We start from the raw sequence: 25,210 nt of genomic DNA, 5'->3' as shown, positions 1-25,210 counted from the left end.
TTAATATAAAAACCATAGTAGTTTTCAGATTATCTTTTTATAAGTTATTAAACACACACTTATAATTTCCTGCTAATTTTTTGCAATGACTGCTATGTCTTACTAAAATAAAATTATACACCTAGGTCAAAATCCAGTTTACCTTGTTCGACACCATTAACAATAAGTGTAATCGAATGTACCCCTGGGTAATGTTTCCTTACACTTACATCTGCAAATGAATGCTTTTTCTTGTACAACTTCTTCTCATTTTCTTTTAATGAAACTTCTGATATTTTAAATATCTTCCTGTTCCTTTTTCCATTGGATTTCACATAATCAATCCCATATTCAAGTCTTGTTTTTGTAGATTTTTTAGCTAAAATAGTAAATGAAAAAATTAAATTTTCTCCAATAGAAATAGGTGTTGTGTCTAATGCAAAGTCCTGAACATCTATTGAAGTGGTATCATCGTACCCAAAAAGGGCTAATACATCACGATTCCCCTTTTTTAGTAGAGTTCTGCAACCATGTTTTAAAATCCAGTTAGTGTATTCATTTTTTCCATACCAATTCTGTGCGAGATTGATAACTAAATCTGGATGTGTTTTGGATATATCGTTTAGATTATTAGCCACACTCTTTCGTACATATAGTGATGTATCAGTCTTGAGCTGTTCCAAGATAGGTAGAATAGGTGTGGGGTCTTTTTTAAAGCTTGTTATTGCTTGTGCCCAAGGCAATTGAGGACGACAACCCTCACTTGAGAGTCTTCTAATATGTTCATTTTCATGTTTAGACCATTTATACATCTGTTCCATCATACGCTTTTCATCCTTGATGATAAATACCCTTACAGCAAACTCCGAAGACCAGTACTCAGTATTTCGTTCTAACACACTTATAGATAAATCCCAATCTGCATCGTTCTGTCCATAAACCTCAACAAAATCTGGAAGGAAAAATGCAAAAGGAAATCTTCTGACAGATTGTTCAAGAATGGAAATAGCATCCTTGTAGTTTGATGGTAAATACTTTCCTAAATTCATACTTATTTTTCTACATCTAGATTTTAACTCTAAATTATCCCACGTCTCATCTATTGTCGATTTTATAAACTCATCCACTTGAAATGGGTTATAGACTGATTGGATAGCCAATGCAACCTCATAAAGTGACTTGTGATTAAACTTATTTTTTAGTAAGTCTGGCATATAACTATTCCTCCTTCTATGTTTGATTTATTAATCATATACCACAGAACAAGACACCAGTGTGTCATATTACTAAATCTTCATCATAAAATATAAATAATCCTCACTCTTTTTATATAAATAATATTTCATTATCTTTTATTCTAATTTTTATTCAATAAATTAAGCCCGATTTTCTAATTATTATCCATATTTCTTTGGAATAGCTTTTGTCCTATGATTAAACCAGTTTTTCTAATTAGTTTACATACTTTCTTTTATGCTAGATTTTATTCAATAAATTAAATCCAACTCTCTAATTATTGTCCATACTCTCTTTTAAAGAATTTATCCACGTTTCTAGTGACTGAGCTAGTACTAACTGTTGGTCCAACACTGCTTTTGCTATATCAGGTACATCCGTCTTTATACTTATGTTTTCTTCAATAGTTTTCTTTAGCTCTTGTATATTTTCTTCAATGTTTTTAAGGCATAGTTTCTGTTTTTCTGGTGTAAGGCTATTTAAATTTACTATGACAGCATTAAAATCTAAAAATATGTTTATTGGCTTAGAAGCCGTATCAAACATTAAATCTAAAAAATGTTCTTCTCCCAATTTAGTTAATGAATAAACTGATTTCTCTGCCATTTTACCCTTCTTCACAGATGTACTTTCAATATATCCCTTTTCTTCTAATTGAATTACTTTTTTATAAATTGATGGTGTACTTATTTTAACCCAACGTGATATTTTTCTATATTCTACTGCTTTTTGAATATCATAAGCACTCTGAGGCTCTTGCTTTACTATACCTAATACAATTAAATCTATTGTAGCCATAAAAATTCTCCTCTCATTTTCTTTCTATTGACAAATACTATAAATTATAGTACTATTTTCCATACTTACTATAATTTATAGTATTATAATTTAGAGTTAATGTCAATAGAAAAGGGGTGTTTAACATGAAAGAAAGTAACAAGAAAATTGAATTATTGGGGTCTGCTCCAATACCAAAAGCATTATTAGCTATGGGGTTACCTACTATGATAGGTATGATGATAACTGCATTGTACAATCTAGTAGATGGGTACTTTGTAGGTGGACTGGGAACCAGTCAGATGGGTGCTATATCTGTTGCATTTCCATTAGGTCAGCTTGTGGTTGGATTAGGTCTATTGTTTGGAAATGGAGCTGCTTCATACATTGCAAGACTTTTAGGTCATGGTGATAATGAAAAGGCAAGTAAAGTAGCTAGTACATCTATTTACAGTAGCATTATAGTAGGTGCATTAGTCATTATTGTTATTATAATTTTTCTAAATCCTATTTTAAAATTATTAGGAGCTACAAAAAGTATCATGCCTTATGCAGTATCTTATGCAAGTATTTATATAGTATCCTCTATTTTCAATGTATTCAATGTCACTATGACTAATATTGTCACAAGTGAAGGAGCTGCTAAAACAAGTATGTGTGCAATGTTATCAGGTGCATTGCTTAATATGATTTTAGACCCTATATTCATTTATACTTTTGGTATGGGAGTAAGGGGTGCTGCTATTGCAACAGCTATCTCTCAGATAGTTTCAACACTTGTTTATATACGATATATTTTCAGCAAGAAAAGTATGTTTAGTTTTAGAATTAATGAATGTTGTTTTTCAAAAGATGTCATGTCAGAAATTTTAAAGATTGGTATCCCTACCTTGATATTTCAATTATTAACTAGTCTTGCTATCACATTAACTAATATGGAGGCTGCAAAATATGGTGATTTTGCTATAGCTGGTATGGGTGCAGTGACACGAATAATATCTTTAGGTAGTCTTATAGTGTTTGGCTTTATAAAAGGATTTCAACCAATTGCTGGCTATAATTTTGGTTCAAAGAACTACGATAGATTGCATAGTGCAATAAAAACATCCATACTATGGACTACAGTATTTTGTGTAGTGCTTGGTCTTGTAATGATAATCTTCCCAAAGGTTATAATCTCACAATTTACAAGTGGTGATATGCTATTGATTGAATGTGGAAGTAAGTCACTTAGAGCAAATGGACTTTCATTTATGTTATTTGGTTTTTATACAGTGTATTCTACATTATTCCTTGCACTAGGAAAAGCAAAGGAAGGTGGATTTTTAGGTATGTGTAGACAGGGTGTGTGTTTTATTCCTACAATTTTGATTCTTCCTGTATTTTATGGATTAAATGGTATTTTATATGCACAGCCAATAGCTGATTTGGTGGCTGCAATAATTGCAGGTTTCATGGCAATCAAGCTACATAAAGAGCTTAAACTTTTAAAAACAAACTCTATCTTTTAAAATATATATATATTTTAAATCTATTTTTAATATCTATTGTATAGATTCTTCATATATGTCCTTTTATCAAATAGTTATCGTGTAGATTCTTCATATATATTTTTATTCAATAAATAAAACTATTGTATATCTTTCGTAAGCTCAAAGAATTATACAGTAAGTACACTATCAAATAGTTCTTTTAGCTTACTAGATATACCTAAACTCATGTATTTATCACTTCATATAATAACTGCAATCTATAAATATATTAATACTCTCCTTTATATAATTTACTCATTAATAGGCAAGAATATAGGTATTATCATATTTTTTCTACACAAATCATACTATTAATATCCACTTAAACAATCCTACTAATAAACTACTTGTTATTTTATTAATTCACTTGTATCATGGGATTATAAGATTTTAAGAAAGGAGCGCTTATATGATTTCACAAAATGATATTGATATACTTACACACAGTTTGCCTTTTTGGGATAAACTCACTGACCCACAAAAAGAGCTACTAATTGCCTCAGCAGATATCTCCCATTATAAAAAAGGAAATCCCATACACTGTGGCGATAGTGACTGTATTGGTGTTTTAATCATAAAAACTGGAACAATACGTACTTACATACTTTCAGATGAAGGTCGTGAGGTTACACTCTTCCGCCTTGATAATGGTGATGTATGTATCTTATCAGCTTCATGTATTCTGAAAACAATAACTTTTGATGTATATGTAAATGCTGAAACGGATTGTGATATTATACAGATTAGTTCCTCTGTTTTTTCAAAGTTGTCTACTGAAAATATCCATGTAGAATTATTTTCATATAAATTAGCTACTGAACGTTTTTCTGATGTTATGTGGGCAATGCAACAAATTCTTTTTATGAGTTTTGATAAGCGTTTGGCATCTTTTTTAATTGATGAAATAGCTAAGGATAACAGTACTACTATAAAGATGACTCATGAGCAAATTGCTAAGTACATGGGTAGTGCCAGAGAAGTTGTGTCTAGAATGTTAAAATATTTTGCTAGGGAAGGTATTGTGTCTTTATCTCGTGGTGGGATAAAAGTATTGGATAAGGATAAGCTTCGTTCTTTGACATTATAAGTACAAGAGATTCTTTTTTAGAATGTCATAAAGAATTAATAATTGATTTTAAAATACTTTCAATATAAAAAGTATTTCTATGTGGTATTAGTTATATCTACTTAATAGTTGTATATACTAGAAACTTTCCCATCCTAATTTCTAATAATTGCTAAATAATATATTTAAATAATTATTGTACATTTTAACATAAATATAAACATGCTTAGTTGCAAGTAATTCTAAGTTCATACAAACTTACTTGCAACCAAGTCTCTTATTCATTTTTTTATTCTTTCACTTGCAATATCATAGACTAAACCATCTTCCCTAAATGATATAACTTATTATCTTCATAACATTATTCAAAATCTACCTCAATATTTTCAAGGTCTTTTTCACTGATATTTAAATCTGCACAAAACCTCTTTCTATACAGATTTACTCTTTGCCTTACATATCATCTGAGTCATAGTCCCCATAGGACAATAAACACACCATGAACGAGGCTTAAACAATACCATTGTAATCAATCCAAGTACAGTCGATGTAAGCATAACACTATAAAAACCAAAAGCAAACTGTACCACCCAAGGTGAAACTAAAGTTCCATGATACGCCCACTGCCAAGGCATTTTTATAGTCCATAGCAAAGTCACTACCTCTTTAAGACTTCTACTCCCTTCAAATACTAAATAAGTTGAGAAAAGCATATTAATAAACATCACCATAAAAAACGTCAAAAACCCATATCTAAACCACTTACTTCTAATAAATCTCGGAATATCTTTATTTCTTGACAGATTTAATTTATTTCCAAGCAGATTAAACAGTTGCCCTCTTCCACAATACTTATTACAATAGGCCTTATTCCCCTTGATAATAGAAATAATTAGTGGTACAAAGAAGCAAATTAATCCAATCCAAGCAAAAATAATATTTACAAATCCTAATATTAAATATATTGAGGAAAAAATCCATAAATAGTCATACCAATGTTTTTTATTATTCATGACACTTACCTTCTTCCTCTTTTAATATTGTTATAATCTCAATCACAGATGCTGGACATATCTTTTCACAAATACCACATCCAACACATAAATCTCTATCAATTTTTGCACTAATACCCTGTGGAACTGAGATTGCCCCTCTTGGGCATACTTTTATACAGCTTCCACAAGCTACGCACTCATTTTCTAAAATATTTGCATACTTCTTTTTTTTGTTAGACATAATAACCTCCCTATATTATTAATCTATAAGAATTATATCAATATATTTGCTTTTTATCTGTGACTTAATCACATAAAATATCAATATTAAAATTGTACTCTATCTAGGGAAGAAATTTAATTAATCACAAACCTATCTATTAGTTTCTAACCTTACACACATTTTTACTCTATTACTCACAATCTCACCTATCTATTACTTATAACTTTATACACATTCCTACTCTATTATTCACAGCTTAGACCTGTCTATGCTCGTAATTTTATACACATATTTCTTTATTAATCACACATCATACTCTTATACAAACTTTAACTACACACGCACATTTACCTTATTAGTATAGTTTAATGCCTTAAAATCTTGCATATTCTTAACTATACATCCCATTTTACCTTACTAATTATAATTCATTCCTTTACATACTCATAATCTTATACACAGTTTTACCTTGTTAGCCAGACATTTAACCCAAGTATAACTCCAACTTTATTCACAAAATCATGTTATTAATCACACTTAGATTCCTCTATATCCTTAAACTTATACACATTCTTAATCTATTAATCACAATTTAACCCCAACTACATTAACCTATATTTTATGAACACCTCAAAATTGCCTTCTCCAAATCAACTCTATTTTTTTCTTACAATATACCTGACATTAATAACACTCATATCGAACATTCTTGCTAACTCCATATAATTTTTTCCATTAAACAATTTAATCATAAGCTCATTTCTAGCATCTTTTAAAGCACCTTCCATTGTCTTAATATAAAAATAGGTTCCCCCGCTTTTTTGACACAACTTAAGATATTCCAGCAAACTATACTTATGTAACTCCTTTGGAATACTCACTTCTATCTTGTGTTCTTCAAGTAATTCTATAATTTTCTCTAATTCTAGCATATTTTCACCTCATATTTTATATTATATTTCCTGTTTCTTACCTTTCAATAAGCTTATTATAGCTATCCTACTGACCTAATACTTTAGCTCCTGAAAATGCAACTTATCCCCAAAATAGCAAAAGTGCTTATGCTTGGTCTGTCCATCTCTACACTTTGCAACGATTAAATCAACCATCTTAATTCCCCTGTACTCTGATTCCCTAACTGCTTCCTCACTTTCTCCTATATCTTTAACTGCTTTTTCATAATCACTCCCTTTTAATTGATGTATATAAACCACATTGTTGCTATCGTGGTAAATAGCCTTACTATCCCTCATGGGTCTATCTCCATAAGGTCTTGAATCTTTCATTTCATCATTTAACTGACTTAATTGAATTATTGGTATATCAAAATCCAAAGTCATATTTTTAAGCTCTCTAGAAAATGTAGCTACTTCTCTTTCCCTTTTATCCATACTTTTCTGAGATGTAAGTAGTTGCACATAATCCACTATTAATAAATCTGGCTTTACCTGCCTTATCCTCTTTCTAATTGAACTAATTGTATCTATCTTGTCATTTATGTAAATTAAGTTATTCTCACTCAAATCGCCTATTGCACTTACAATAAGCTTCCAATCATTTTCACTTATCTCTTTAGACTTCATATTTCTTGTACTTACACCTGTCATCCTACATATATTTCTCATAAACACTTGCTCGCTAGTCATCTCTCTACTTATAAATAAAGTCTTTTTTCCTTGCTTAACTGAATTTAGCATTATTTGAAGTGCCAAAGCAGTCTTTCCAACCCCAGACTTAGCTGCTATTGTAGTCAGTTCCCCTTTAAAAAGACCACCTATAGTTGCATCAAGTAACTTTATTCCAAATTTAAAACCAACTTCTTTATCATTTTCCAAGAAATCTAGTACCTTTTCTGCAATACTATTTACATCATCATTTTCATGGGTATCTCTGTCTAAAATTTCTTTTATATTATTTTCAAACTTGTATATACAGGTGTCGATATTTTCTCCAAGGTTTAGACTTTGTAAAAGTCTTTGACAGTTTTGATTTATACTTCTTCTAGCTAAGTTTTCTTTTAAAATCTTAATATGGCTATCAATCCCAAAATTCTGTCCCCAAGTGATTAGACTAGTTAAGTCACTCGTTTTTATCGCTAGAGATTTTCTATCTATCCTAGACTTTACAGTAGCTACATCAATCACTATGTTTTCTTTTTTAAGCTCTTTCATAATTTTAAATATCTCAAGACATGTATTTTCCATAAACATGTCCTCACTTAATTCATCTAACTTATAGTTTAATTTATTGTCTAAAAGAATTGTGCCTAAAATAGATTTTTCTATTTCAACATCTGATTTACCCATATAAATTAATCTCACTTTCTTCATAAGTTTTTTATATTTTAATTTTTAAGTACATTATCGGTTATAAATACATTATTCATTATGATATGTTGTTTGTTATGAATATATTGTTAGTTACAATACTATTGGCTATGAATACATTATTAGAATAAAAATACATTGCTAGTTATAGATACATTACTAATTATGACGTGATACACTGTTTATTATGAATACATTGTCAGTTACAATATGATTATTAGTTATAATACGACAATTAGCTACGAATACATTATTATACTAATTAAATTTCACATATAGGATTCCAGTACCTTACATTCTCATGTTTTTTTCTCTCACGACTACTATTGTCATATGTTGTATAGTTAGAATGTCCATAATTACAGTTGTGATGACTATTACCCTCTTTACACTGATAAACATTGTTTTGACTTTTTATAGATATGTTTTCATTCACATATGATTCAAATTTATAGCTAAATAAAGTCTCTGGTCTTATATACATTTCCATTATGGTATTCTTCCACTTAGCTACTTTTACCTCAATAACTCTGTAGAAATCTTCTAAGACATAACCTTCCTTTAGCCTTTCATTGATAAGTTTTATACTTATTGGAGAATTGATTTTAAAATTCTTTCCTGATTTTTTGTTTAGCATGTTTATAATATTTTGTTGTATATTTTTTTTATTAAATTTATTTAAAGATTCTTTTTTACTTGTTACAGATTTAGTTTCTTTTTGTATATTATGAATGTGATTAAAGTAATTATTTTTACTTGTGATACCTATATCACTGGATATTTTGCTATTGCTGGATTTTATGACATTTTTAACTTGATTATTTTCTATACTATTATTAACTCTTTTATATATGTCATTGTACGTATCGTTAAGGTTTAGATTTATTGGTTTTGATAGTAGATTAGAGTTGTTCTCTTTTGATTTTTTTATATTAAAGGATTCATTGATATAGTTTTTGATAGTGTTAATATTAGAAATGGATTTATTAATTATAGTGTCTTTGCTATGGAAATTATCACGACTATACTCTGTATCGTTAGACAAATCCTTATTATCTTTATACTCAAGCTCTACATTCACGCCACTATTAAAGGATTCCTCTTTATCATCATAATCAAATTCTATATCACTATCAATATCAACTAAATCCCCATTAACATCACCTTCCATGTGAGTGTTTTCAGATAAGTTTCCATCAAATTCTACACTTACGTAACTATATATAGAATGGTTTTTACCTTTTACACCTTTAGATACCAACCTTATTATTCCTAAATCCAAAAACTCTCTTACAAGCCTACTTATAGTAGAAATAGACAGATGTAAGTCTGTAGCAGTTCTTCTCACTGTCATATAAAATTGACCCATTGGTAAAGTACCTTGAAACCTTTGTATATTTTCTTTTCTCATTATATAGTGATTAAATCTTATTTTGTTAATATCATTCTTTATATCAAAACCCAATACTGCTGAATTCAATTTGTAAAATCCATTACTCATCTCTATTTCCCCCATTTCTATTAATAAGTGCTTGTAACAAGTTAATTATTATTTTTATATAAATAACACAATAGTTTAAATATAAATATATATTTTTTTTAATTACATAACTTATTCCTTAAAATATCTATTTATATCCTTAAAAATACAAATATATTATGTCATATTAATTTATATTTTTTTATTTATATGGCTTATTTACTGTTTTTTCCCCTTTGTACAAGCAATTGTATCATTTTATCTATTTTTTAGCCAACAAATATTTTCGACTATTTTCTTTATATTCTCAATATATCTCCAGTATCTAACAAATTCTTTTATAGAATATACAATGTATTTAAATTAAAAAGCAGTAATTTTAGTTTTTTTGTCTAAAAAAATTTTGCAAAATGTCTTTTCTGTCTTTTATCTTTAGACTTTATGAGACATTTTGTATTATATTTTATATTCCATTTTCATTTAATATTCGCTTAAGATTACTTACACACATATTATACTTAATAGCCAACTCGTTGTAATTTACTCCATTAAACTGTTTTACTATCTCCCTATCTCTTGCATATCTAAAAAGGCCCTTACATGTTGGTATATAGGTGTTTGTCCCTCCATACAACTTAGCAATCTCTATGAATTTATCAATCCCCACTATTTCTATCATTGCATGAAACTGAACTGGTATATCCTCTAATTTTATTTTCATAAACTACATTCCCCCTTAAAATATTTTTTATAGCCTCAACAAAGTTTTTATTCAGTATATTATTAAATCAATTAACTTTATTGATTTTCAATCAGCTCTATTGACTCAATCAGTTCTATTAAATCAATTAACTTTATTGATTTTCAATCAACCCTATTGACTCAATTAACACTATTTACTAAAAAAAATGCTTATTAATTTGACACTTTCATTAGCTCCAGTATAAATCTTCTTAATATAATAACTTTATTTATCTGAACAAAAAATTTACTCCTTTTAATAAACTTAATAAAATTTTTCATAACATAATAACTTTGTTGGCTTTAATAAAGATTTTAATGGTTTAAAGGTAAAATGTTAATATTGGACTTTTAACTTTTTTATTTACAGATTAAATTTAATAATTTTTTAAACACTCCCCAATCTTTGAGTATTTAATTTTAGACACACACAATTTCAAACAGCAATAGCTCAAAATCCTAGAAAAACACACAAATACCACATCAAAAATATTGAAAATAAGTCTTCAAATATAACATATAAATTAAATAAATATACCTACATCAAAATTTTTCCAATAAAAATTTACACAAATAATCTTAAGAAATTACTGTTTAACTCCGATATTATCTTAGATGATAGTATTATAGTTACCAAAGAAAGTCGACAAATCTTTGAAATTAAATTTTTAGGAGGTAATTTTATGGCAGTTGTTTCAACAAAAAATTTATCTAGTATAAAATTAAAATTGGATGCTGGTTTTGATGATAAGGGTAAGGCGGTTATTAAAAGTAAGTCATTTGCAAACGTAAAGGCAGAAGCATTAGATGATGATGTTTATACTGTTGCAGAAGCAATAGCAGGGCTTCAAGAAAACCCTATTGTAGATATTTTAAAATTAGACAGTACATCATTATCTAAATAATATCTTTTAAATATACCAACAACAATTAAAATCAACCACTAATAGTAACAATTAAAAATATAAATTATTATAACGGAGGTAACTGTATGGAGATTAAGAAAAAATTAGTCATGAGTTTTAAAAATATAAAGGATAAGCAAGTTTCTTTTTCTATAGAAAATCCAAAAGATAACTTAACTGAAGAAGATATAAAATCTGTTATGGATTTAATAATATCTAAAAATATTTTTTCAGTTGGAGGATTCGACCTTGCTTCTGCTGTTGAAGCTAAGGTTGTAGAAACAAATACCACTCCTTATGACTTAGTTATAGAATAGGAGGTTAATTTCATGGACGATAGTTTACAGCTGTTAATAACAAATGTTGGTTTCCCTATAGCCCTATCCATGTATTTATTGGTTAGAATTGAAGGTAAATTAAATACTTTATCAAACAGTATTGATACACTATCCAAAAATATTTTGGTATTTAAGAAATAATTTTGACAATATATAAAATCATAAAATAGGTCCATTTGTAAGATAATTAGATATATTCTATGAAAAATACTATGATATTTGGAAAAATAATCCAAATATCTATAGTATTTTTTTGAATTTTGCCACCTCAAATTTGAATTTCACTATTTTATTTTTGAATTTCACTATACTTAATTTGAAATTCAGAACGCATCTAGTTGGACTCAATAAGATATAATGCTATTCTAATGACAGTAATAAAATGAGGTGATGATTAATGAAAATACATGTCGAACAAGCTACTAATTGCGACGATATTGAGATAACTATAAAATGCTCTACCTTAGATAATAACATAGAGAAAATAATTTCATTATTAAGTACACCACTACTTGATATAAAAGGGAAAAAATCAGGAGAGATTTATAAACTTAATGTCTGTGATATTTTATATTTTGAGACAGTAGGAAACAAGACATTTGCTTATTATGAGGACGATGTGTTTGAAATTGATTTAAAGATATATAAATTATCAAAATTATTAGTTAATACGTCCTTCTCACGAATATCTAAATCCATGATTTTAAATAGGGACTACATAGAAAGCATAAAAATAATATCACATAATCGTATGCAAGCCACTTTAACAAATAATGAAAAGGTTATTATTAATCGCCGTTACATAAAAAATATTAGAGAAAAGCTAAACATTTAATAACTCTTAAAGTATTTTATTAATATAACTAATTTTATATTTATTGACCTATATTATAATCAAAACAGTACAACATATTTGGTCAGTGTTAAATGCTAACTACTCATGTTTAGTGTAGAAACAATTAGCAAAAATATAAGAAATAATATATTATCATAACTGAGAGTTGCTACTAGATTATATCTTAGTATAAAAAAATCAACTAATACAAATTAAAACACTCTTATAAAATGAAAGGATAATGAAAAGATGCAAATATATAATACCCCTTTTAATACAAATAAACACTTAAGCTATTTTTTTACATTTACTTTACTATTAAATTGGATATTCAGTCTTACACCTGTACTGCTCGGGATTACTGGTACTATACTTGGAGAACTTATTTTTTATCTTGGATATACATCGCCAGCTATTGTAGGTCTATTTTTTATCTCTACCATATATCCAAATGATGCAAAAAAAGATTTTTCTTATAGAGCTTTTAGCTTTAAAGAAATGGGCATAAAATGGCCATTATTTACAATACTATTCTTTGCCTCAATCTTTATAGTTTCTTTAATAATAGGTAATCATTTTAATGAGAAAACTTCTAATATAAATTTGATGCATATGGCAATATATGAGCCTTCTAAAATTGCATTCATGCTATTATCAAGTTTTATATTAAGTATACTTAGTCAAGAAGCAGGATGGAGAGGATACTGTATTGACAAACTCTTAGTAAGATTTGGATTTACAACTTCTTCAATTATTTTAGGAATTATTTGTGGAATTTGGTATATAGGGTCTTATTTTACTTTTGGTCAAATGCCCTATAATCTAGCACAATATTCTTTATTTAATGCAGTTTTATTTATACCAAACATTGTACTTTTAACCTTTATAATTAATTTTGTATATATAAATACCAATAGAAGCATTTTAGCAGCTGGATTTGTCCATATGATGTACAATTTTTTTAATATCCAATTGTTATCTCAATACTCTATTAAATTATGTGTAATATCTCAATATGTACAAATAGTATTTGGACTAGTATTTGTTGTATACATACTTTATTCTAATAAATTTAAACAAAAAGTAGATTCTGAAATTGAACAGATAAAGTCAAATGATTTTGAATTTGAGCTAGATTTGCAACCTTAACGTATTTTCCTAAATGCTTGAAGTATATAAAAACAAAATATATACTGATTATAAGTGAAAAGGAGGTCGCATTTTCATGTTTAAAATTGGAGAAGTTTCAAAATTGACACAGATATCTATTCGTATGTTACGTTATTATGATGAACTTGGTATTTTAAAACCAGCAGAAATAGATAAATATACAGGTTATCGCCTATACTCAGTTGAACAGATTTCAACTTTGCAAAAAATCGTCTTATTAAGAGATTCAAAGTTTAGTGTTGCAGAAATATCAAATATATTACATAACTGGGATGATGAATTTGTAATTCAGGAATTAAATCGAAAAAAGAATGAAATACAAAAGGAAATACAACAAGAGAAACAGAGAATAAATAAAATTGATAAATTTATAGAAGCCTTAAAATGTGATAAAGATGAGATTCGTCATAATGTTGTCTTTAAGAAAATTCCAAGTTATAAAATCATATCTCTTAGAGAAATAATACCAGACTACTTCTATGAAGGTATCCTCTGGAAAAAGTTATCTGATTTTATTAATGAGGAACATATAGAAGTATCACGTCAATCCAACAATAATATAGCGTTTTATCATGATGAAGAGCTTACAGGTAATGGCGTAGATGTTGAGGTTGGAATGGTTGTAAAGAAGTTTGGAAAGAATAAGTCCAAATTTACATATCGCGAGACAGAAGAAGTTGATATAATGGCATGCACCATGGTATATGGACCATATGAAAATATAGCTGGTGCATATGAATCCTTTTGTTATTGGTTGGATAAGAATAGTGATTATAAGATGTCAGGTGTAAATAGACAGCTTGGTCATAAAGGTGAGCATAATGAATCAAATCCTGAGAATTATCTTACAGAAGTTCAAATCCCCCTTATAAAGGTCTAAGCACCCATTGACATCCCAAAATTTTCATGATAGTATCTAAACGTGTATTAAACACGTTTAATTTTTTTATAGGGAAATTTTTAAGGGGAAAATTATGAGAACAGATTCTACAAAAGAACAGCTAATTAATGCCACAATCCAGTTATTATCTTCGCATAAAGATATTTCAAGCATTACAGCTAGAGAAATTGTAGCTAAGGCAAATGTCAATTTAGCTATGATTAACTATTGTTTTAAATCTAAAGAAGCATTAGTTAATACTGCTATTAAAAAGTTTTTAAAGTGTCATATGGATGAGTATAAAGCCTCACATGATATTAAAGATTTAGTGCCTAAACAGCAGTTACGAGAAATAATAATTGCATTTTTTGAATTTATAGACGCACATAGTCAATTTATAAGAGTTTCTGTACCCTACATATTGGTACAAGAGGAAATTATTTATCCATTTGAGATACTTCCTTTAGTTAAAGCTCATTATGAAAATCAGAACAATAAAAAAACTGAGGCTGAATACAGAACTATTGCTTATCAAATAACTTCATTTATTCAGTTGCTTATCCTTCGTTCTGATGCTTTTTTTAAGTATAGTGGTATTGATATTATGAATGTTGAACAAAGGAATAGTCTAATAGATTTTCAGTTAGATTTACTTCTAGTAGATACTATAAAATAATGATATATTAGCTTTTTTGCTGTATAGCCCTGGTAATGGTTGAAAATATTCTCATTGACTAAAAGATATTTACATTAAATAGGGAGGGAGTTTTAATGTTTTTTACATTTATAGGAGTAATATCAGCAATTTTATTATTGTTCACAATTATATGTGGTTTATGGATAAAACTTAATAACCGTAATAATGACTCAAATTCTCACTTTACTTTTTCGATACTTTCAATTGTTTTTTCATTGTTGATTGTAGTATCTTTTTTGGTAAGAAATTAATGTCTTTATTATAATAATTTACGATGATATGGAGATTATTTGACTATCTTAAAAGTGTTTCTATCGCTTTTTAGGATATTTTTAAATCTCTATTTATATTTTCTATAGGCTCATTATGATTTTTATATTAGTAGTACTTTTATATTTTTAACACCAAACTTTAAATTTTTTAGCAATTTATTTCGTTTAATACTATAGTATCCCTTTCCAATTCTATAACATTTATATTTTTTAAAATCTTTTCTAAATACTACTTCACTACTCCATGACCCCTTTTCTCAATATATTATCTTACTCTACCATGATAATTGATACCTATAAACACACTTATAAACTTTCTCACTATCGCTACTCAACATAACCATAAACTATACTACCTCTAACACTTTGAACCTACCATGACTGAAATCACATAGTTCCTACTTCATAGAATTTTGCATAATCAATAATACATTTTCAAGTATTACAAAAAAACATCCAATTCTTACAATAGGGCTGGTATTTCTCTACCCCTTTAAAATGCTATCATTGACTTACAAGATAAATGAAAGCGAGGATGGTATATATGCTTAAAGTAAACCACTTATGTAAATCATACAAAACAGGTAATAAAACATATCCAGTATTAAAAAATATTTCTTTTGAAATCAGCAAAGGTGAATTTGTAGCAATTATGGGTTCATCAGGAAGTGGAAAAACCACTCTCCTAAATTGTATCTCATGCTTTATTCCAATTGACGATGGCGAAATAACTCTTGGAAACAATAATATAAAAAATTTACAAGAAAAAGAACTTTCTGAAGTTAGAAACCAGCAATTAGGATTTGTATTCCAGGACTTCATGCTATTTGATGGTCTTAGCGTCTTTGAAAATATATGTGTTCCACAAATTATCAAAGGTGGTCAAGTCTTGCAAATGGAAAACCGTGCCATTAGTCTATGCGAACTATTCAGTATTGAACATATTAGAAAAAAATACCCCGCTGAAATATCTGGTGGAGAAAAGCAACGTACAGCAGTAGCGAGAGCACTTATGAACAACCCTGACTTAATATTAGCAGATGAGCCAACTGGTAACCTTGATAGTAAGTCTTGTCGTACAGTTATTGATTCGTTTCTAAAAGCAAAACAGGAGTTAGATGCTACTATACTTATGGTTACACACGATAGCTTTGCAGCAAGCTTCTGTGACCGTGTTATTGTCCTTAAAGATGGAACAGTTTATAAGGAGGTTGTAAAATCAAATTCAAGACGTGAATTTCTAGATGAATTACTAGCACTTTTAAAAGAAATGGGAGGCGCTCAAGATGACAATTAATAAGTTATATGGAAAACTTCGAGCCTACAATTGGAAGAACTATACTACCCTATTCTTTTGTATAATACTTTCTGTAGTATTAGTTACTTCATATGCTCTAATTTATTTTAGCCCAACAGTACAAAATATCCTCCCAACTGGTGGAGATAGTAGAAAACAAGCTACAATGATATTCTCAGTTGCTATATTAGGATGTGCTGTCTTTACTACATATGCTTCTTCCCTATTTTTAAAATTTAAAAGTAAAGAAATTGGTATTTTCATGGCTCTAGGAGCAGATAAGAAAAAATTAAAAAAACTTTTATTCTCAGAAATATTGTTGATTTCTATAATATGCTGTTTTTTAGGTATTTTATTGAGTGTACCTGTGTCTTTTGGAATCTGGAAGATATTCCAATTAGTGATTATTGACACTAGAGAAATGACATATCATTTTGGGACTCAAGGATTCATATATGGATTTATATTCTGTATATTTGTTACATTTTGTATATTTATGCTTTCATCAAGATTTATCAATCGTACAAATATAATTGATATACTAAATGACCAGAGAATATCTGAACCAATACAGGATGTAAAGGAATGGTATGGTATATTAGGCATGATTTTTGTTATACTAGGTATTATTTTAGGTTATATTGTACCTTCAATAGTTATAGATAAATTAAATTATGTATTACCATCTATATGGAGTATTACCTACCTATTCTCTGCTATTGGAATCTACATGGTTATGACATATATAGTAGTACATGCAAAAAGAGGAAAACATCCTGAAAAATACTACAAAAATATCATATCAACTAGTATGATGAGATTTATGGGAAGACAGACAGTAAAAAATATGTGTGTTATTTCGTTTTTAATTGCAGGAGCATTATTTGCTATATTCTATATTCCTAATATGGTCACAGGAATTTATGATAATATTAAAAACAACCCTATCGATTACACTTTTACCTACAATCAAAGAGATAAACAGGTATCAAAAAAAGATATTGAACAATTAGCAGATAAATACAATATAGATATTCACAACTATATGGAACTTCCTTCTATTGAATTGATTGTTGATGGTGTGGAGTCAACACGTCATAAAAATGGAACTATTGACAATGTATACCTGAAAAAAAGTTCCTATGACATGTTCTTTAATTCTAAAGATTTTTCTAAATTAATTGGAAAACCAATAAATATAAAAAATGGTGAATATCTTGCTGTTGTAAATAAAGAGAATGAAAATCAAGACTACGATTATACCAAATTTATATCAAGTCCAGTAACAGAAAAAGAAATGCCTTTTAGACATGCTGGAAATCTAATCTTTAATGGCTCTTTTTTTCAAAACAAAAGTATGAATGTTTATGTTCTTAATGAAAATGATTATAAAGCATTTACTAAAGATTTATCTATAAAAAATTACAATAATTCTGTACTATTTAATGTAGATAATTCTAAAGATACTTATGCTTTTGCTAATGATTTAAAGGCAGAGATTATAAAAAGAACATCTAAAGAACTGGGTATGTTTACTGGTTATGATGAGTATGTAAAAAAACGTTATGAATCAACTGGAGAAAAGTATTTTATGGATGAGAGATATACAAGTGGAGAAGGGCCTCTAAAGCTAGAACCAGACAATAATCAACTGTACCTTAATTGGAAATACTATCCCAACTTTAAAATTTTACAAAGCCAAGATATGATAAAAAATATGGCAGTCTTTTTGATGTTATTTATATATGTGGCAATCATCTGTTTCGCAGCAGTTGGAATCATTGCATATACAAGAGGTGTCACTATAGCTATGAATCATAAGCAAGTTTTTATGGACTTAAGTCGATTAGGAGCTAATAACGACTATATAAAATTCTGTATTAAAAATCAATTAAAGAAAGTATTTTCATACCCTCTTATTGTAGGAAGTTTTGTAATCTATCTATTTAATTTTATGATTATGATTAACAATGATAGTAGAATTGTCAACAGCGAGGTGCATGCTCTTTTGATAAACTTAGGTCTTATAGGGATTTGTGGTATCTATATGTACCTTGTATATCTGTTAACTTATAAGAAATTCAAAAATATTATTGGGATTTCAAAGTAAGAAAAACCACTGGAATCTTAAAATAAGTTTAATAAAATAGTTTTAGGTATCATCTATACTGATATAGAAAACTTATTTTGCTACTTGGATATATTTGTTATCTCATTATATATATCTAGGTAGCAAGATATATTATATACTTAATTATATAAACATAAAACTTGAAAGGAGATTACACATTGATTTCGATTTGTATTTGTGATGATGAAAAACAACAAAGAAATATGTTAAATAAAATCATTACAAGGGAAATGGATTTGTGGGGTTACCCATGCCAAATAAAAGAGTATTCAAATGGTGAAAGCCTAATATACAACCTAGAGCAAGAAAGCTATTATATGGATATTATTTTTTTAGATATTGAACTTGGAGAAAGCAATGGTGTTGATATAGCAAAGACTATACGAAGATACTCAGAAGATACTATAATTATCTTTGTCACAGGTTTTTCTGATTATGTGTTTCATGGGTATGATGTAGGTGCTTTGAACTATATCTTAAAGCCTTACAAAAGTGAAAAAATATCTGAGGTACTAAAAGAGGCACTAAAAAAATTAGAACAATGGAAAGAAAACTTTATTACAGTTCAAATTGGAACTAACCTTTGTAAAATCAATCTGAAAGACATTATCTACTTTAAAAGTGAGCTAAGAAAATTGACTGTAGTGACCTCTGATAGAGCTTTAGAATATTATGGGAAGTTAAACGATATGGAAACTGTTCTTCCATCTAACTTTGTACGCACACATCAAAGGTATATTGTTAATCTAAACCATGTAGATAGTGTAAATCAAACTTATGCTAAAGTTCATAATGAAAAAATTCCTATAAGCCGTCAAAAGTATCAAGAAGTTGTAGGAAAATTTACAAGGTATATATTGGAAACTTAATTTTAAAAATGATATTAAAAACTTAAACTCAAGAATGAGTTAGAATCTTTATTTTTAAAGATATATTAAAAATTTAAATTCAAGATAATATATTAAAATCTTAGTTTTAAAATACATATTAGAATACGATTTTTTAGAAAGGTATCTTAGATGAACTCTTATTCTTTACTTAATAATGGCACAACTTTTATCATCGTTTTAATTAATATTTACATAGCTTTTTTTCTTTATAAGTTGACTTCTTATTTTATAGACTTTAGAAACCATTGGATTTTTAAAGTCATATTGATTTTTGGTTACTCTATTATCAGCCAGATGATAATATGGGCTTCCGACCCTGTAAATATTTTATTTACATTACTTGGGTATATGATAATGCTTATAATCTGTAGTAAAAGTAGATTGATTCCCATAGTATCAATTATCATGATACTCTACCCTATTATAGTTGGTATCAATTTTCTTTTTATAAACAACCCTCTATATAGGGAACTTATCTGTTCAAGTGAGTATCTTTTAATACTTTCAATTGTTAAGATAGTCTCTGCTATAATAAAATTATTGTTTTGGTTTTTTATACACATGTTCTTAAAAAATAGATTAGTCAACATAAAACAGTACCTATCAAACAAGATATGGATTTTTATAGACATGGTCTGTATAGCTTCATTTTTATCAATATTAATTGCTATTATTCTGCCACCAACTAACTTAATTCCTATGGGTAGTAAAAACAATATTATCTTAGGTGATTCTTATGGCACTTATATAATCATTTTATCAGCAATTATAGCAAATATTGGTGTAATACTTCTTTTACAACCATTAATTGAAAATGTAAAGATGAAGATAGAAAATCAAGCAAATCACATAAAAGAAAAATACTACAACTTACTAGAAAATCAACAGATTCAAATACGTAAAATACGTCATGATATGAATAACCACTTTCAAATGATTGAATCGTATTTAGAGGTGGAAGATATTGATGGAGCTAAAGAATATTTTAATCAGTTGAAAATAGGACTTGGCACTCTTAGTGGCAAGCGATTTTGTAAAAATCAAGCTCTTAATTCAATTTTAAATCTTCGTCATACAAAGTTAGAAGAAAATGGAGTTGATGTCCATTTTAATATAGATATAGACAATCACTTAGGTATAGAGCCTATAGACTTGTGTACTATTTTTTCAAATTCTTTGGATAATGCTATAGAAGCATCTTTAAAAATATCAGATTTATCAAATAGAAAAGTGGTGTTAAAGGCTCGTTGTGAGAAAGAGTATTTTAGCTATTTGTTGACAAATAATAAAGTAAATCCTATTAATAAAAAACATGAATTATTTGTTTCAGATAAAAAAGATAGTAATTCTCATGGATATGGTATTGAGAATATTAGAGGAATTGTCGATAAGTATAATGGAGAGTTGAACATCTCTTATACAGATAATGAATTTTCTTTATTTCTTTATATTAGATTATTTTAGTTTGTTAGCATAAGACTCATATACAAATCACATAAAAAACTTGCATATATATAAGAATCAATAACCGTATTTATTAGTTATTGGTTCTATATTTTTATAATTACTTCTTTTTTCTTGTTATTTATTTTTGTAATTACTTCTTTATTTTCATAATTACTTCTTTATTATTGTTATTTACTTTTATAATCACTTCTTTATTTTCATAATTACTTCTTTATTATTGTTATTTACTTTTATAATCACTTCTTTATTTTCATAATTACTTCTTTATTATTGTTATTTACTTTTATAATCACTTCTTTATTTTTATAATTACACCTTTCCTCTTGTTATTTATTTTTGTAATTACTCATTTTTCTTTATTACCTCCTTTCGTAATTGTGCTCTTCTTCCCACATCTATTTACTATTACCTCTTTTTATTAACTTTTCCATATCCCTCTTATATTAGTTTTTTCTATCTACCATTCTATTCTTCTAACAAGCATAGTTTGATTATTTCACCAACAAATCCTCACTTCCAACTATCACTCCTTCTAAGTTAAATAAGTTTGTTGACAAATGTATGACATAGCATTATACTAAAATAAAATGATATAATGTCATACAATAGGAGGTAGATTTAGGTGATTCAACAACTATCAGATGCTGAACTTGAAATTATGAAAATTATTTGGACACATGATAAACCAGTACTTTTTGCATCTCTTTTAGACGAGCTAACATCAATAGGCAAAACATGGCAAAAAAACACTCTAATAACGCTCTTAGCTCGACTTATGGATAAAGGGTATCTAAAAGCAAAAAAATTAGGACGCCGAAATGAATACTCTCCCCTTATATCAGAATCTGAATATCAAACAAGTCAAACAAAAAAATTACTCGATAAAATCTATGAAGGAAATGTTAAAGGACTTGTCTCTAATTTAATTCAAAGTGATTTGTTGACTGATGAAGAATACGATGAGCTAAAGGAACTTTTGGAGGGGGGAAAAAGATAAATGAATAATGTACTGAAAGTATTCTTATCAATGTCCCTTTCTGGTTCACTGCTTATTCTCATTCTTTTTTCATGCAAGCAAATTTTTAAAGACAAAATAAGCAGGCAGTGGCAGTATTATATCTGGTTAATTGTCATTATGAGACTACTATTACCATTTACACCAGAAACAAACTTAATGGGAACCATTTTTCAAACATTCGACAATACTACATATCATACTGAAAAATATCCACCTGCACAACAAAATCAAGATATTTTGAATGATGATAAAAATACCCCAACTATAAATAATGAACGAAGCAATCAAAAATATATAAATAAAATGGAGCTATTCACCAGTAACCAAGCAGTACAGGACATAATTACTTTGCTAGTAAATAATATCTGGATAATTTGGTTGGTAATTGCCCTTATCCTATTCATACGAAAAATAACAATTTACCAAAGCTTCGTGCAATACATAAAAGCTGGACAAGCTCCTGTCTCAGACACAAAACTCTTAGACAGACTTGCAATTCTTGGAAGTCAAATAAGAATAAAAAAAGTCATAGAACTTTGCATCAACCCACTTATTTCTTCTCCATTACTGATTGGATTTTTCCGACCATGTATTGTACTGCCGAGGGTCGATATTGCAGAAAAAGATTTTCAATATATTGTTCTACATGAACTTACACATTATCGCCGATTTGATATGCTCTATAAATGGCTAGTACAAATTACAGTCTGCTTACACTGGTTTAATCCTCTTGTATATCTTATGGGAAAAGAAATTAACAAAGCATGTGAGTTTGCATGTGATGAAGCAATTGTCAAAAAACTTGATTCAAGTAATGTACAAGACTATGGAAAGACTCTACTAAACTCTATAGCCACTGTTGGAAAATATAAAGAGTCTCTTGCTTCTGTCACTCTAAGTGAAAGCAAGAAATTACTCAAAGAAAGGTTAGGTGCGATTATGAATTTTAGAAAAAAATCAAATTTAGTAGTCTTTTTTACAATTGTAATAACTGTTTTATTTACAGTTGGAGCAACGGCTATTGGAGCATATACAGTACTACAAATTCCAGTTGATAACAATAAAAACAAAAATATAAATTCTAATCCTACTAATAATAACTCGAATTTAGACACACAGAAAAACAACAATAAAGTAACAGACAATACACAGAATATCGATACTTCTAGTAGTGGTAAATTACCAGACAATATACAAAATCTCGATATGTCTTTTGATATTTATAATGGAGGTTTGGAGATACTCCCTTCTTCTTCAAATGAAATAAAAGCTAGTTATGATGGTGAATACTATGATGTTCATATTACAAAAGAGAATGGTAAATGGATTGTTCGTATATCTGGTAAAGTTTCATTAATGGGTAAGACAGACTTTGTTAAGCTTTATGTTCCAAATGTAAAACGTGTTATGAATGTCAAAGTTCGTAATGGTGACTTTAGTTATAATTTGCCAGCTAATTGTACAGATATAATAAATATTAACGCTGCAAATGCAGGCATTCAATTTACTTCAAAAAATAAGTATGATAATAGCAAGATTTCCCTAATAGCTACAGATAAAAACTTCTTAATATATGATTTATTGGTTTATCCTAATTATTTTACTAAAACAAATACTGGATTTAAGTATAAAAAAGGTACAGAAGCGACTCAAATCGCTATTTCTCTAACGGGGTATACTGATGTTGAATTTAAGTAAAATTTTATGACAGAAATAGTTTAGCAATAATTCTTATTAATAAGATTCTCTTTGGCATACTAAAATAATAGTAAACAAAAAAATACTATTAAAATCTAATATCTAATTGCCTTACAAAATATATAAATAATTAAAACTGTTATTAATTGATTATAAAAATCATTTTAATAACAGTTTTTTGATTTCTTATAAAACTATGTTATATATTTAAACTAACTCCTATTTAAATCGTAGAATCCCTTTCAATTAATTCAGGCTTAAGCATCTCAACTATTGGTTCACATTTATCCTCATTTAGCAAAACTTTAAGTATATTAATAGTCTTGTCAATCAATAAATTTAATGGTTGTCTAATTGTTGTTAAACTATAGCTTTTCCATGAAGCCATCTGAATATCATCGTATCCTATTACTGATAAATCCTCTGGTATCCTCAATTTATATTCAAATCTCGCTGCATCCATCACACCAGTAGCTATTAAGTCACTTGTACAAAAAATTGCTGTTGGAGGGTTTGATAATGCTAACATTCTTTTCCCTGCCTCATAACCAGATTCATAATCATAGTTTGCTGATTCCTCTTTAAGGCTATGAATCCCATTTTGTCTTAACTTAGAATAAAATCCAATCTTCTTTTCCATTTCTTCACTAGTTTCTCTTGTAAATTGAATATATCCTATATTGCTATGCCCCTTGTTAATAAGATACTCAGCAGCCATTCCACCACCTTCAATTGGGTCTACATAGACTGTACTTATTTTTATACCTGGTATAAAACGATTAAAAAGTATAACAGGAATATTATTTTCTTCACATGTCTCAGCCATAACCTTATTCATAGCTGAAGCGGTAATAACTACTGCTTCCACTTGAAACTGAATTACTTTTGAGATTATACTGTCTATACTTTCTTGTCTAGGAACTTTAAAAACAAGACATTGCTTACCAATTTCTTGAATTTTTTCTACAAATAGGTCAATAATCCTATTGTAAAACGGACCTAAGCTATCTCCCACTATCAACCCTATGACATTTGTTTTTCCACTAATCATTCCTCTTGCAACTAGATTAGGGACATATCCAATTTCATCCGCTATACGAAAAATTTTTTCTCTTACCTCAGGTTTTACACCCTTTCCATTTGCACTACCAAATGCTCTTGAAACAGATGATTGAGATACTCCTGCCAATCTTGCAACATCTTTTGATGTAGCTGATTTATTATAATGAACTTTCTTTTGATTCATTTAGTATTTC

The 25,210-nt window shown here is 28.3% G+C and carries 25 protein-coding genes and 1 pseudogene; 16 read left to right on the top strand and 10 right to left on the bottom strand.

Annotated features, from left to right (window positions below; genetic code table 11):
• Positions 1-113 precede the first annotated feature (113 nt).
• Positions 114-1,193, bottom strand: a complete 1,080-nt coding sequence (locus tag ACTG46_RS03485; RefSeq protein WP_479923618.1) for a DNA alkylation repair protein — start codon at positions 1,191-1,193, stop codon at positions 114-116.
• A gap of 295 nt (positions 1,194-1,488) precedes the next feature.
• A complete protein-coding gene (locus tag ACTG46_RS03480) occupies positions 1,489-2,013 on the bottom strand; it encodes a PadR family transcriptional regulator (RefSeq protein ID WP_074179107.1) in 525 nt (174 codons plus the stop codon).
• A 125-nt stretch (positions 2,014-2,138) separates the two neighbouring features.
• Here ACTG46_RS03480 and ACTG46_RS03475 point away from each other — a divergent pair, with 125 nt between their 5' ends.
• Together ACTG46_RS03475 and ACTG46_RS03470 are read left to right on the top strand one after the other, a co-directional pair.
• Complete coding sequence (locus ACTG46_RS03475) at positions 2,139-3,503, top strand: MATE family efflux transporter (RefSeq protein ID WP_479923617.1); 1,365 nt, start codon at positions 2,139-2,141, stop codon at positions 3,501-3,503.
• Between the two features lie 430 nt (positions 3,504-3,933).
• Positions 3,934-4,611: a Crp/Fnr family transcriptional regulator gene (locus ACTG46_RS03470; protein WP_167640311.1), complete on the top strand. Its 678-nt coding sequence runs from the start codon at positions 3,934-3,936 to the stop codon at positions 4,609-4,611.
• Between the two features lie 410 nt (positions 4,612-5,021).
• On the opposite strand, the gene ACTG46_RS03465 is transcribed toward ACTG46_RS03470, so the two are convergent.
• The 7 genes and pseudogenes from ACTG46_RS03465 to ACTG46_RS03435 all read right to left on the bottom strand — a co-directional run bounded on the left by ACTG46_RS03465 (position 5,022) and on the right by ACTG46_RS03435 (position 10,336).
• On the bottom strand, positions 5,022-5,243 hold the full coding sequence (locus ACTG46_RS03465; RefSeq protein WP_479924056.1) for a hypothetical protein: 222 nt from the start codon (positions 5,241-5,243) through the stop codon (positions 5,022-5,024).
• Between the two features lie 171 nt (positions 5,244-5,414).
• Positions 5,415-5,603 (bottom strand): annotated as a pseudogene (locus tag ACTG46_RS03460) (4Fe-4S binding protein); the annotation flags it as partial.
• Complete coding sequence (locus tag ACTG46_RS03455; protein WP_074179103.1) at positions 5,596-5,826, bottom strand: ATP-binding protein; 231 nt, start codon at positions 5,824-5,826, stop codon at positions 5,596-5,598. The gene ACTG46_RS03455 and the pseudogene ACTG46_RS03460, both read right to left, overlap by 8 nt.
• 638 nt (positions 5,827-6,464) lie before the next feature.
• The gene (locus ACTG46_RS03450) at positions 6,465-6,740 is read right to left on the bottom strand and encodes a Mor transcription activator family protein (protein ID WP_167640313.1); all 276 of its coding nucleotides are present in this window, start codon (positions 6,738-6,740) and stop codon (positions 6,465-6,467) included.
• A 75-nt stretch (positions 6,741-6,815) separates the two neighbouring features.
• Positions 6,816-8,114: a replicative DNA helicase gene (locus tag ACTG46_RS03445; protein ID WP_479923616.1), complete on the bottom strand. Its 1,299-nt coding sequence runs from the start codon at positions 8,112-8,114 to the stop codon at positions 6,816-6,818.
• Between the two features lie 283 nt (positions 8,115-8,397).
• Positions 8,398-9,636: a conserved phage C-terminal domain-containing protein gene (locus tag ACTG46_RS03440; protein WP_479923615.1), complete on the bottom strand. Its 1,239-nt coding sequence runs from the start codon at positions 9,634-9,636 to the stop codon at positions 8,398-8,400.
• 442 nt (positions 9,637-10,078) lie between these two features.
• Positions 10,079-10,336 (bottom strand): Mor transcription activator family protein, encoded by a 258-nt coding sequence (locus ACTG46_RS03435; RefSeq protein ID WP_054269144.1) that lies wholly within the window; start codon positions 10,334-10,336, stop codon positions 10,079-10,081.
• Positions 10,337-11,039: 703 nt separating this feature from the next.
• Here ACTG46_RS03435 and ACTG46_RS03430 point away from each other — a divergent pair.
• The 14 genes from ACTG46_RS03430 to ACTG46_RS03365 all read left to right on the top strand — a co-directional run bounded on the left by ACTG46_RS03430 (position 11,040) and on the right by ACTG46_RS03365 (position 23,954).
• Positions 11,040-11,261 carry a DUF1659 domain-containing protein gene (locus ACTG46_RS03430; RefSeq protein WP_054269143.1) on the top strand — a complete coding sequence of 74 codons (222 nt, stop codon included), beginning with the start codon at positions 11,040-11,042 and terminating at the stop codon, positions 11,259-11,261.
• An 86-nt stretch (positions 11,262-11,347) separates the two neighbouring features.
• Complete coding sequence (locus tag ACTG46_RS03425) at positions 11,348-11,578, top strand: DUF2922 domain-containing protein (protein WP_054269142.1); 231 nt, start codon at positions 11,348-11,350, stop codon at positions 11,576-11,578.
• 12 nt (positions 11,579-11,590) lie between these two features.
• Positions 11,591-11,740, top strand: a complete 150-nt coding sequence (locus ACTG46_RS03420) for a YvrJ family protein (RefSeq protein ID WP_054269141.1) — start codon at positions 11,591-11,593, stop codon at positions 11,738-11,740.
• 256 nt (positions 11,741-11,996) lie between these two features.
• Entirely contained in the window at positions 11,997-12,434 is a 438-nt protein-coding gene (locus ACTG46_RS03415; protein WP_054269140.1) for a LytTR family DNA-binding domain-containing protein, read from the top strand.
• A gap of 249 nt (positions 12,435-12,683) precedes the next feature.
• Positions 12,684-13,583 carry a CPBP family intramembrane glutamic endopeptidase gene (locus ACTG46_RS03410; RefSeq protein ID WP_479923614.1) on the top strand — a complete coding sequence of 300 codons (900 nt, stop codon included), beginning with the start codon at positions 12,684-12,686 and terminating at the stop codon, positions 13,581-13,583.
• Positions 13,584-13,659: 76 nt separating this feature from the next.
• A complete protein-coding gene (locus tag ACTG46_RS03405; protein ID WP_054275873.1) occupies positions 13,660-14,484 on the top strand; it encodes a MerR family transcriptional regulator in 825 nt (274 codons plus the stop codon).
• Positions 14,485-14,578: 94 nt separating this feature from the next.
• Positions 14,579-15,160, top strand: a complete 582-nt coding sequence (locus ACTG46_RS03400) for a TetR/AcrR family transcriptional regulator (RefSeq protein ID WP_479923613.1) — start codon at positions 14,579-14,581, stop codon at positions 15,158-15,160.
• A 95-nt stretch (positions 15,161-15,255) separates the two neighbouring features.
• The gene (locus ACTG46_RS03395) at positions 15,256-15,432 is read left to right on the top strand and encodes a hypothetical protein (protein ID WP_054269136.1); all 177 of its coding nucleotides are present in this window, start codon (positions 15,256-15,258) and stop codon (positions 15,430-15,432) included.
• 565 nt (positions 15,433-15,997) lie between these two features.
• The gene (locus tag ACTG46_RS03390; RefSeq protein ID WP_479923612.1) at positions 15,998-16,750 is read left to right on the top strand and encodes an ABC transporter ATP-binding protein; all 753 of its coding nucleotides are present in this window, start codon (positions 15,998-16,000) and stop codon (positions 16,748-16,750) included.
• Positions 16,740-18,860: an FtsX-like permease family protein gene (locus ACTG46_RS03385; protein ID WP_479923611.1), complete on the top strand. Its 2,121-nt coding sequence runs from the start codon at positions 16,740-16,742 to the stop codon at positions 18,858-18,860. Before ACTG46_RS03390 ends, ACTG46_RS03385 begins: the two co-directional genes overlap by 11 nt.
• Positions 18,861-19,039: 179 nt before the next feature.
• On the top strand, positions 19,040-19,750 hold the full coding sequence (locus tag ACTG46_RS03380) for a LytR/AlgR family response regulator transcription factor (protein ID WP_479923610.1): 711 nt from the start codon (positions 19,040-19,042) through the stop codon (positions 19,748-19,750).
• 375 nt (positions 19,751-20,125) lie between these two features.
• On the top strand, positions 20,126-21,235 hold the full coding sequence (locus tag ACTG46_RS03375; protein WP_479923609.1) for a sensor histidine kinase: 1,110 nt from the start codon (positions 20,126-20,128) through the stop codon (positions 21,233-21,235).
• Positions 21,236-21,860: 625 nt separating this feature from the next.
• A complete protein-coding gene (locus ACTG46_RS03370) occupies positions 21,861-22,235 on the top strand; it encodes a BlaI/MecI/CopY family transcriptional regulator (RefSeq protein ID WP_219673757.1) in 375 nt (124 codons plus the stop codon).
• Positions 22,236-23,954, top strand: coding sequence for a M56 family metallopeptidase (locus ACTG46_RS03365; RefSeq protein WP_479923608.1), 1,719 nt, complete (start codon positions 22,236-22,238; stop codon positions 23,952-23,954). It abuts the gene before it with no gap.
• A gap of 223 nt (positions 23,955-24,177) precedes the next feature.
• Here the strand turns inward: ACTG46_RS03365 and ACTG46_RS03360 are convergent, their stop codons facing one another.
• Complete coding sequence (locus ACTG46_RS03360; protein WP_054269131.1) at positions 24,178-25,200, bottom strand: LacI family DNA-binding transcriptional regulator; 1,023 nt, start codon at positions 25,198-25,200, stop codon at positions 24,178-24,180.
• Positions 25,201-25,210 lie beyond the last annotated feature (10 nt).

It is taken from the genome of Clostridioides sp. LIBA-7678, from assembly GCF_056716065.1.
This window is presented reverse-complemented; position numbering and strand designations above follow the sequence as displayed.

Excerpts from the sequence above, each read along its gene's own strand:
- ACTG46_RS03410 (WP_479923614.1), top strand. The coding sequence starts at position 12,684 with ATGCAAATATATAATACCCCTTTTAATACAAATAAACACTTAAGCTAT.
- ACTG46_RS03475 (WP_479923617.1), top strand. The coding sequence starts at position 2,139 with ATGAAAGAAAGTAACAAGAAAATTGAATTATTGGGGTCTGCTCCAATA.
- ACTG46_RS03480 (WP_074179107.1), bottom strand. The coding sequence starts at position 2,013 with ATGGCTACAATAGATTTAATTGTATTAGGTATAGTAAAGCAAGAGCCT.
- ACTG46_RS03440 (WP_479923615.1), bottom strand. The coding sequence starts at position 9,636 with ATGAGTAATGGATTTTACAAATTGAATTCAGCAGTATTGGGTTTTGAT.
- ACTG46_RS03470 (WP_167640311.1), top strand. The coding sequence starts at position 3,934 with ATGATTTCACAAAATGATATTGATATACTTACACACAGTTTGCCTTTT.
- ACTG46_RS03430 (WP_054269143.1), top strand. The coding sequence starts at position 11,040 with ATGGCAGTTGTTTCAACAAAAAATTTATCTAGTATAAAATTAAAATTG.
- ACTG46_RS03395 (WP_054269136.1), top strand. The coding sequence starts at position 15,256 with ATGTTTTTTACATTTATAGGAGTAATATCAGCAATTTTATTATTGTTC.
- ACTG46_RS03375 (WP_479923609.1), top strand. The coding sequence starts at position 20,126 with ATGCTTATAATCTGTAGTAAAAGTAGATTGATTCCCATAGTATCAATT.
- ACTG46_RS03405 (WP_054275873.1), top strand. The coding sequence starts at position 13,660 with ATGTTTAAAATTGGAGAAGTTTCAAAATTGACACAGATATCTATTCGT.
- ACTG46_RS03450 (WP_167640313.1), bottom strand. The coding sequence starts at position 6,740 with ATGCTAGAATTAGAGAAAATTATAGAATTACTTGAAGAACACAAGATA.
- ACTG46_RS03455 (WP_074179103.1), bottom strand. The coding sequence starts at position 5,826 with ATGTCTAACAAAAAAAAGAAGTATGCAAATATTTTAGAAAATGAGTGC.
- ACTG46_RS03415 (WP_054269140.1), top strand. The coding sequence starts at position 11,997 with ATGAAAATACATGTCGAACAAGCTACTAATTGCGACGATATTGAGATA.
- ACTG46_RS03445 (WP_479923616.1), bottom strand. The coding sequence starts at position 8,114 with ATGGGTAAATCAGATGTTGAAATAGAAAAATCTATTTTAGGCACAATT.
- ACTG46_RS03485 (WP_479923618.1), bottom strand. The coding sequence starts at position 1,193 with ATGCCAGACTTACTAAAAAATAAGTTTAATCACAAGTCACTTTATGAG.
- ACTG46_RS03385 (WP_479923611.1), top strand. The coding sequence starts at position 16,740 with ATGACAATTAATAAGTTATATGGAAAACTTCGAGCCTACAATTGGAAG.
- ACTG46_RS03425 (WP_054269142.1), top strand. The coding sequence starts at position 11,348 with ATGGAGATTAAGAAAAAATTAGTCATGAGTTTTAAAAATATAAAGGAT.
- ACTG46_RS03390 (WP_479923612.1), top strand. The coding sequence starts at position 15,998 with ATGCTTAAAGTAAACCACTTATGTAAATCATACAAAACAGGTAATAAA.
- ACTG46_RS03360 (WP_054269131.1), bottom strand. The coding sequence starts at position 25,200 with ATGAATCAAAAGAAAGTTCATTATAATAAATCAGCTACATCAAAAGAT.
- ACTG46_RS03435 (WP_054269144.1), bottom strand. The coding sequence starts at position 10,336 with ATGAAAATAAAATTAGAGGATATACCAGTTCAGTTTCATGCAATGATA.
- ACTG46_RS03400 (WP_479923613.1), top strand. The coding sequence starts at position 14,579 with ATGAGAACAGATTCTACAAAAGAACAGCTAATTAATGCCACAATCCAG.
- ACTG46_RS03365 (WP_479923608.1), top strand. The coding sequence starts at position 22,236 with ATGAATAATGTACTGAAAGTATTCTTATCAATGTCCCTTTCTGGTTCA.
- ACTG46_RS03420 (WP_054269141.1), top strand. The coding sequence starts at position 11,591 with ATGGACGATAGTTTACAGCTGTTAATAACAAATGTTGGTTTCCCTATA.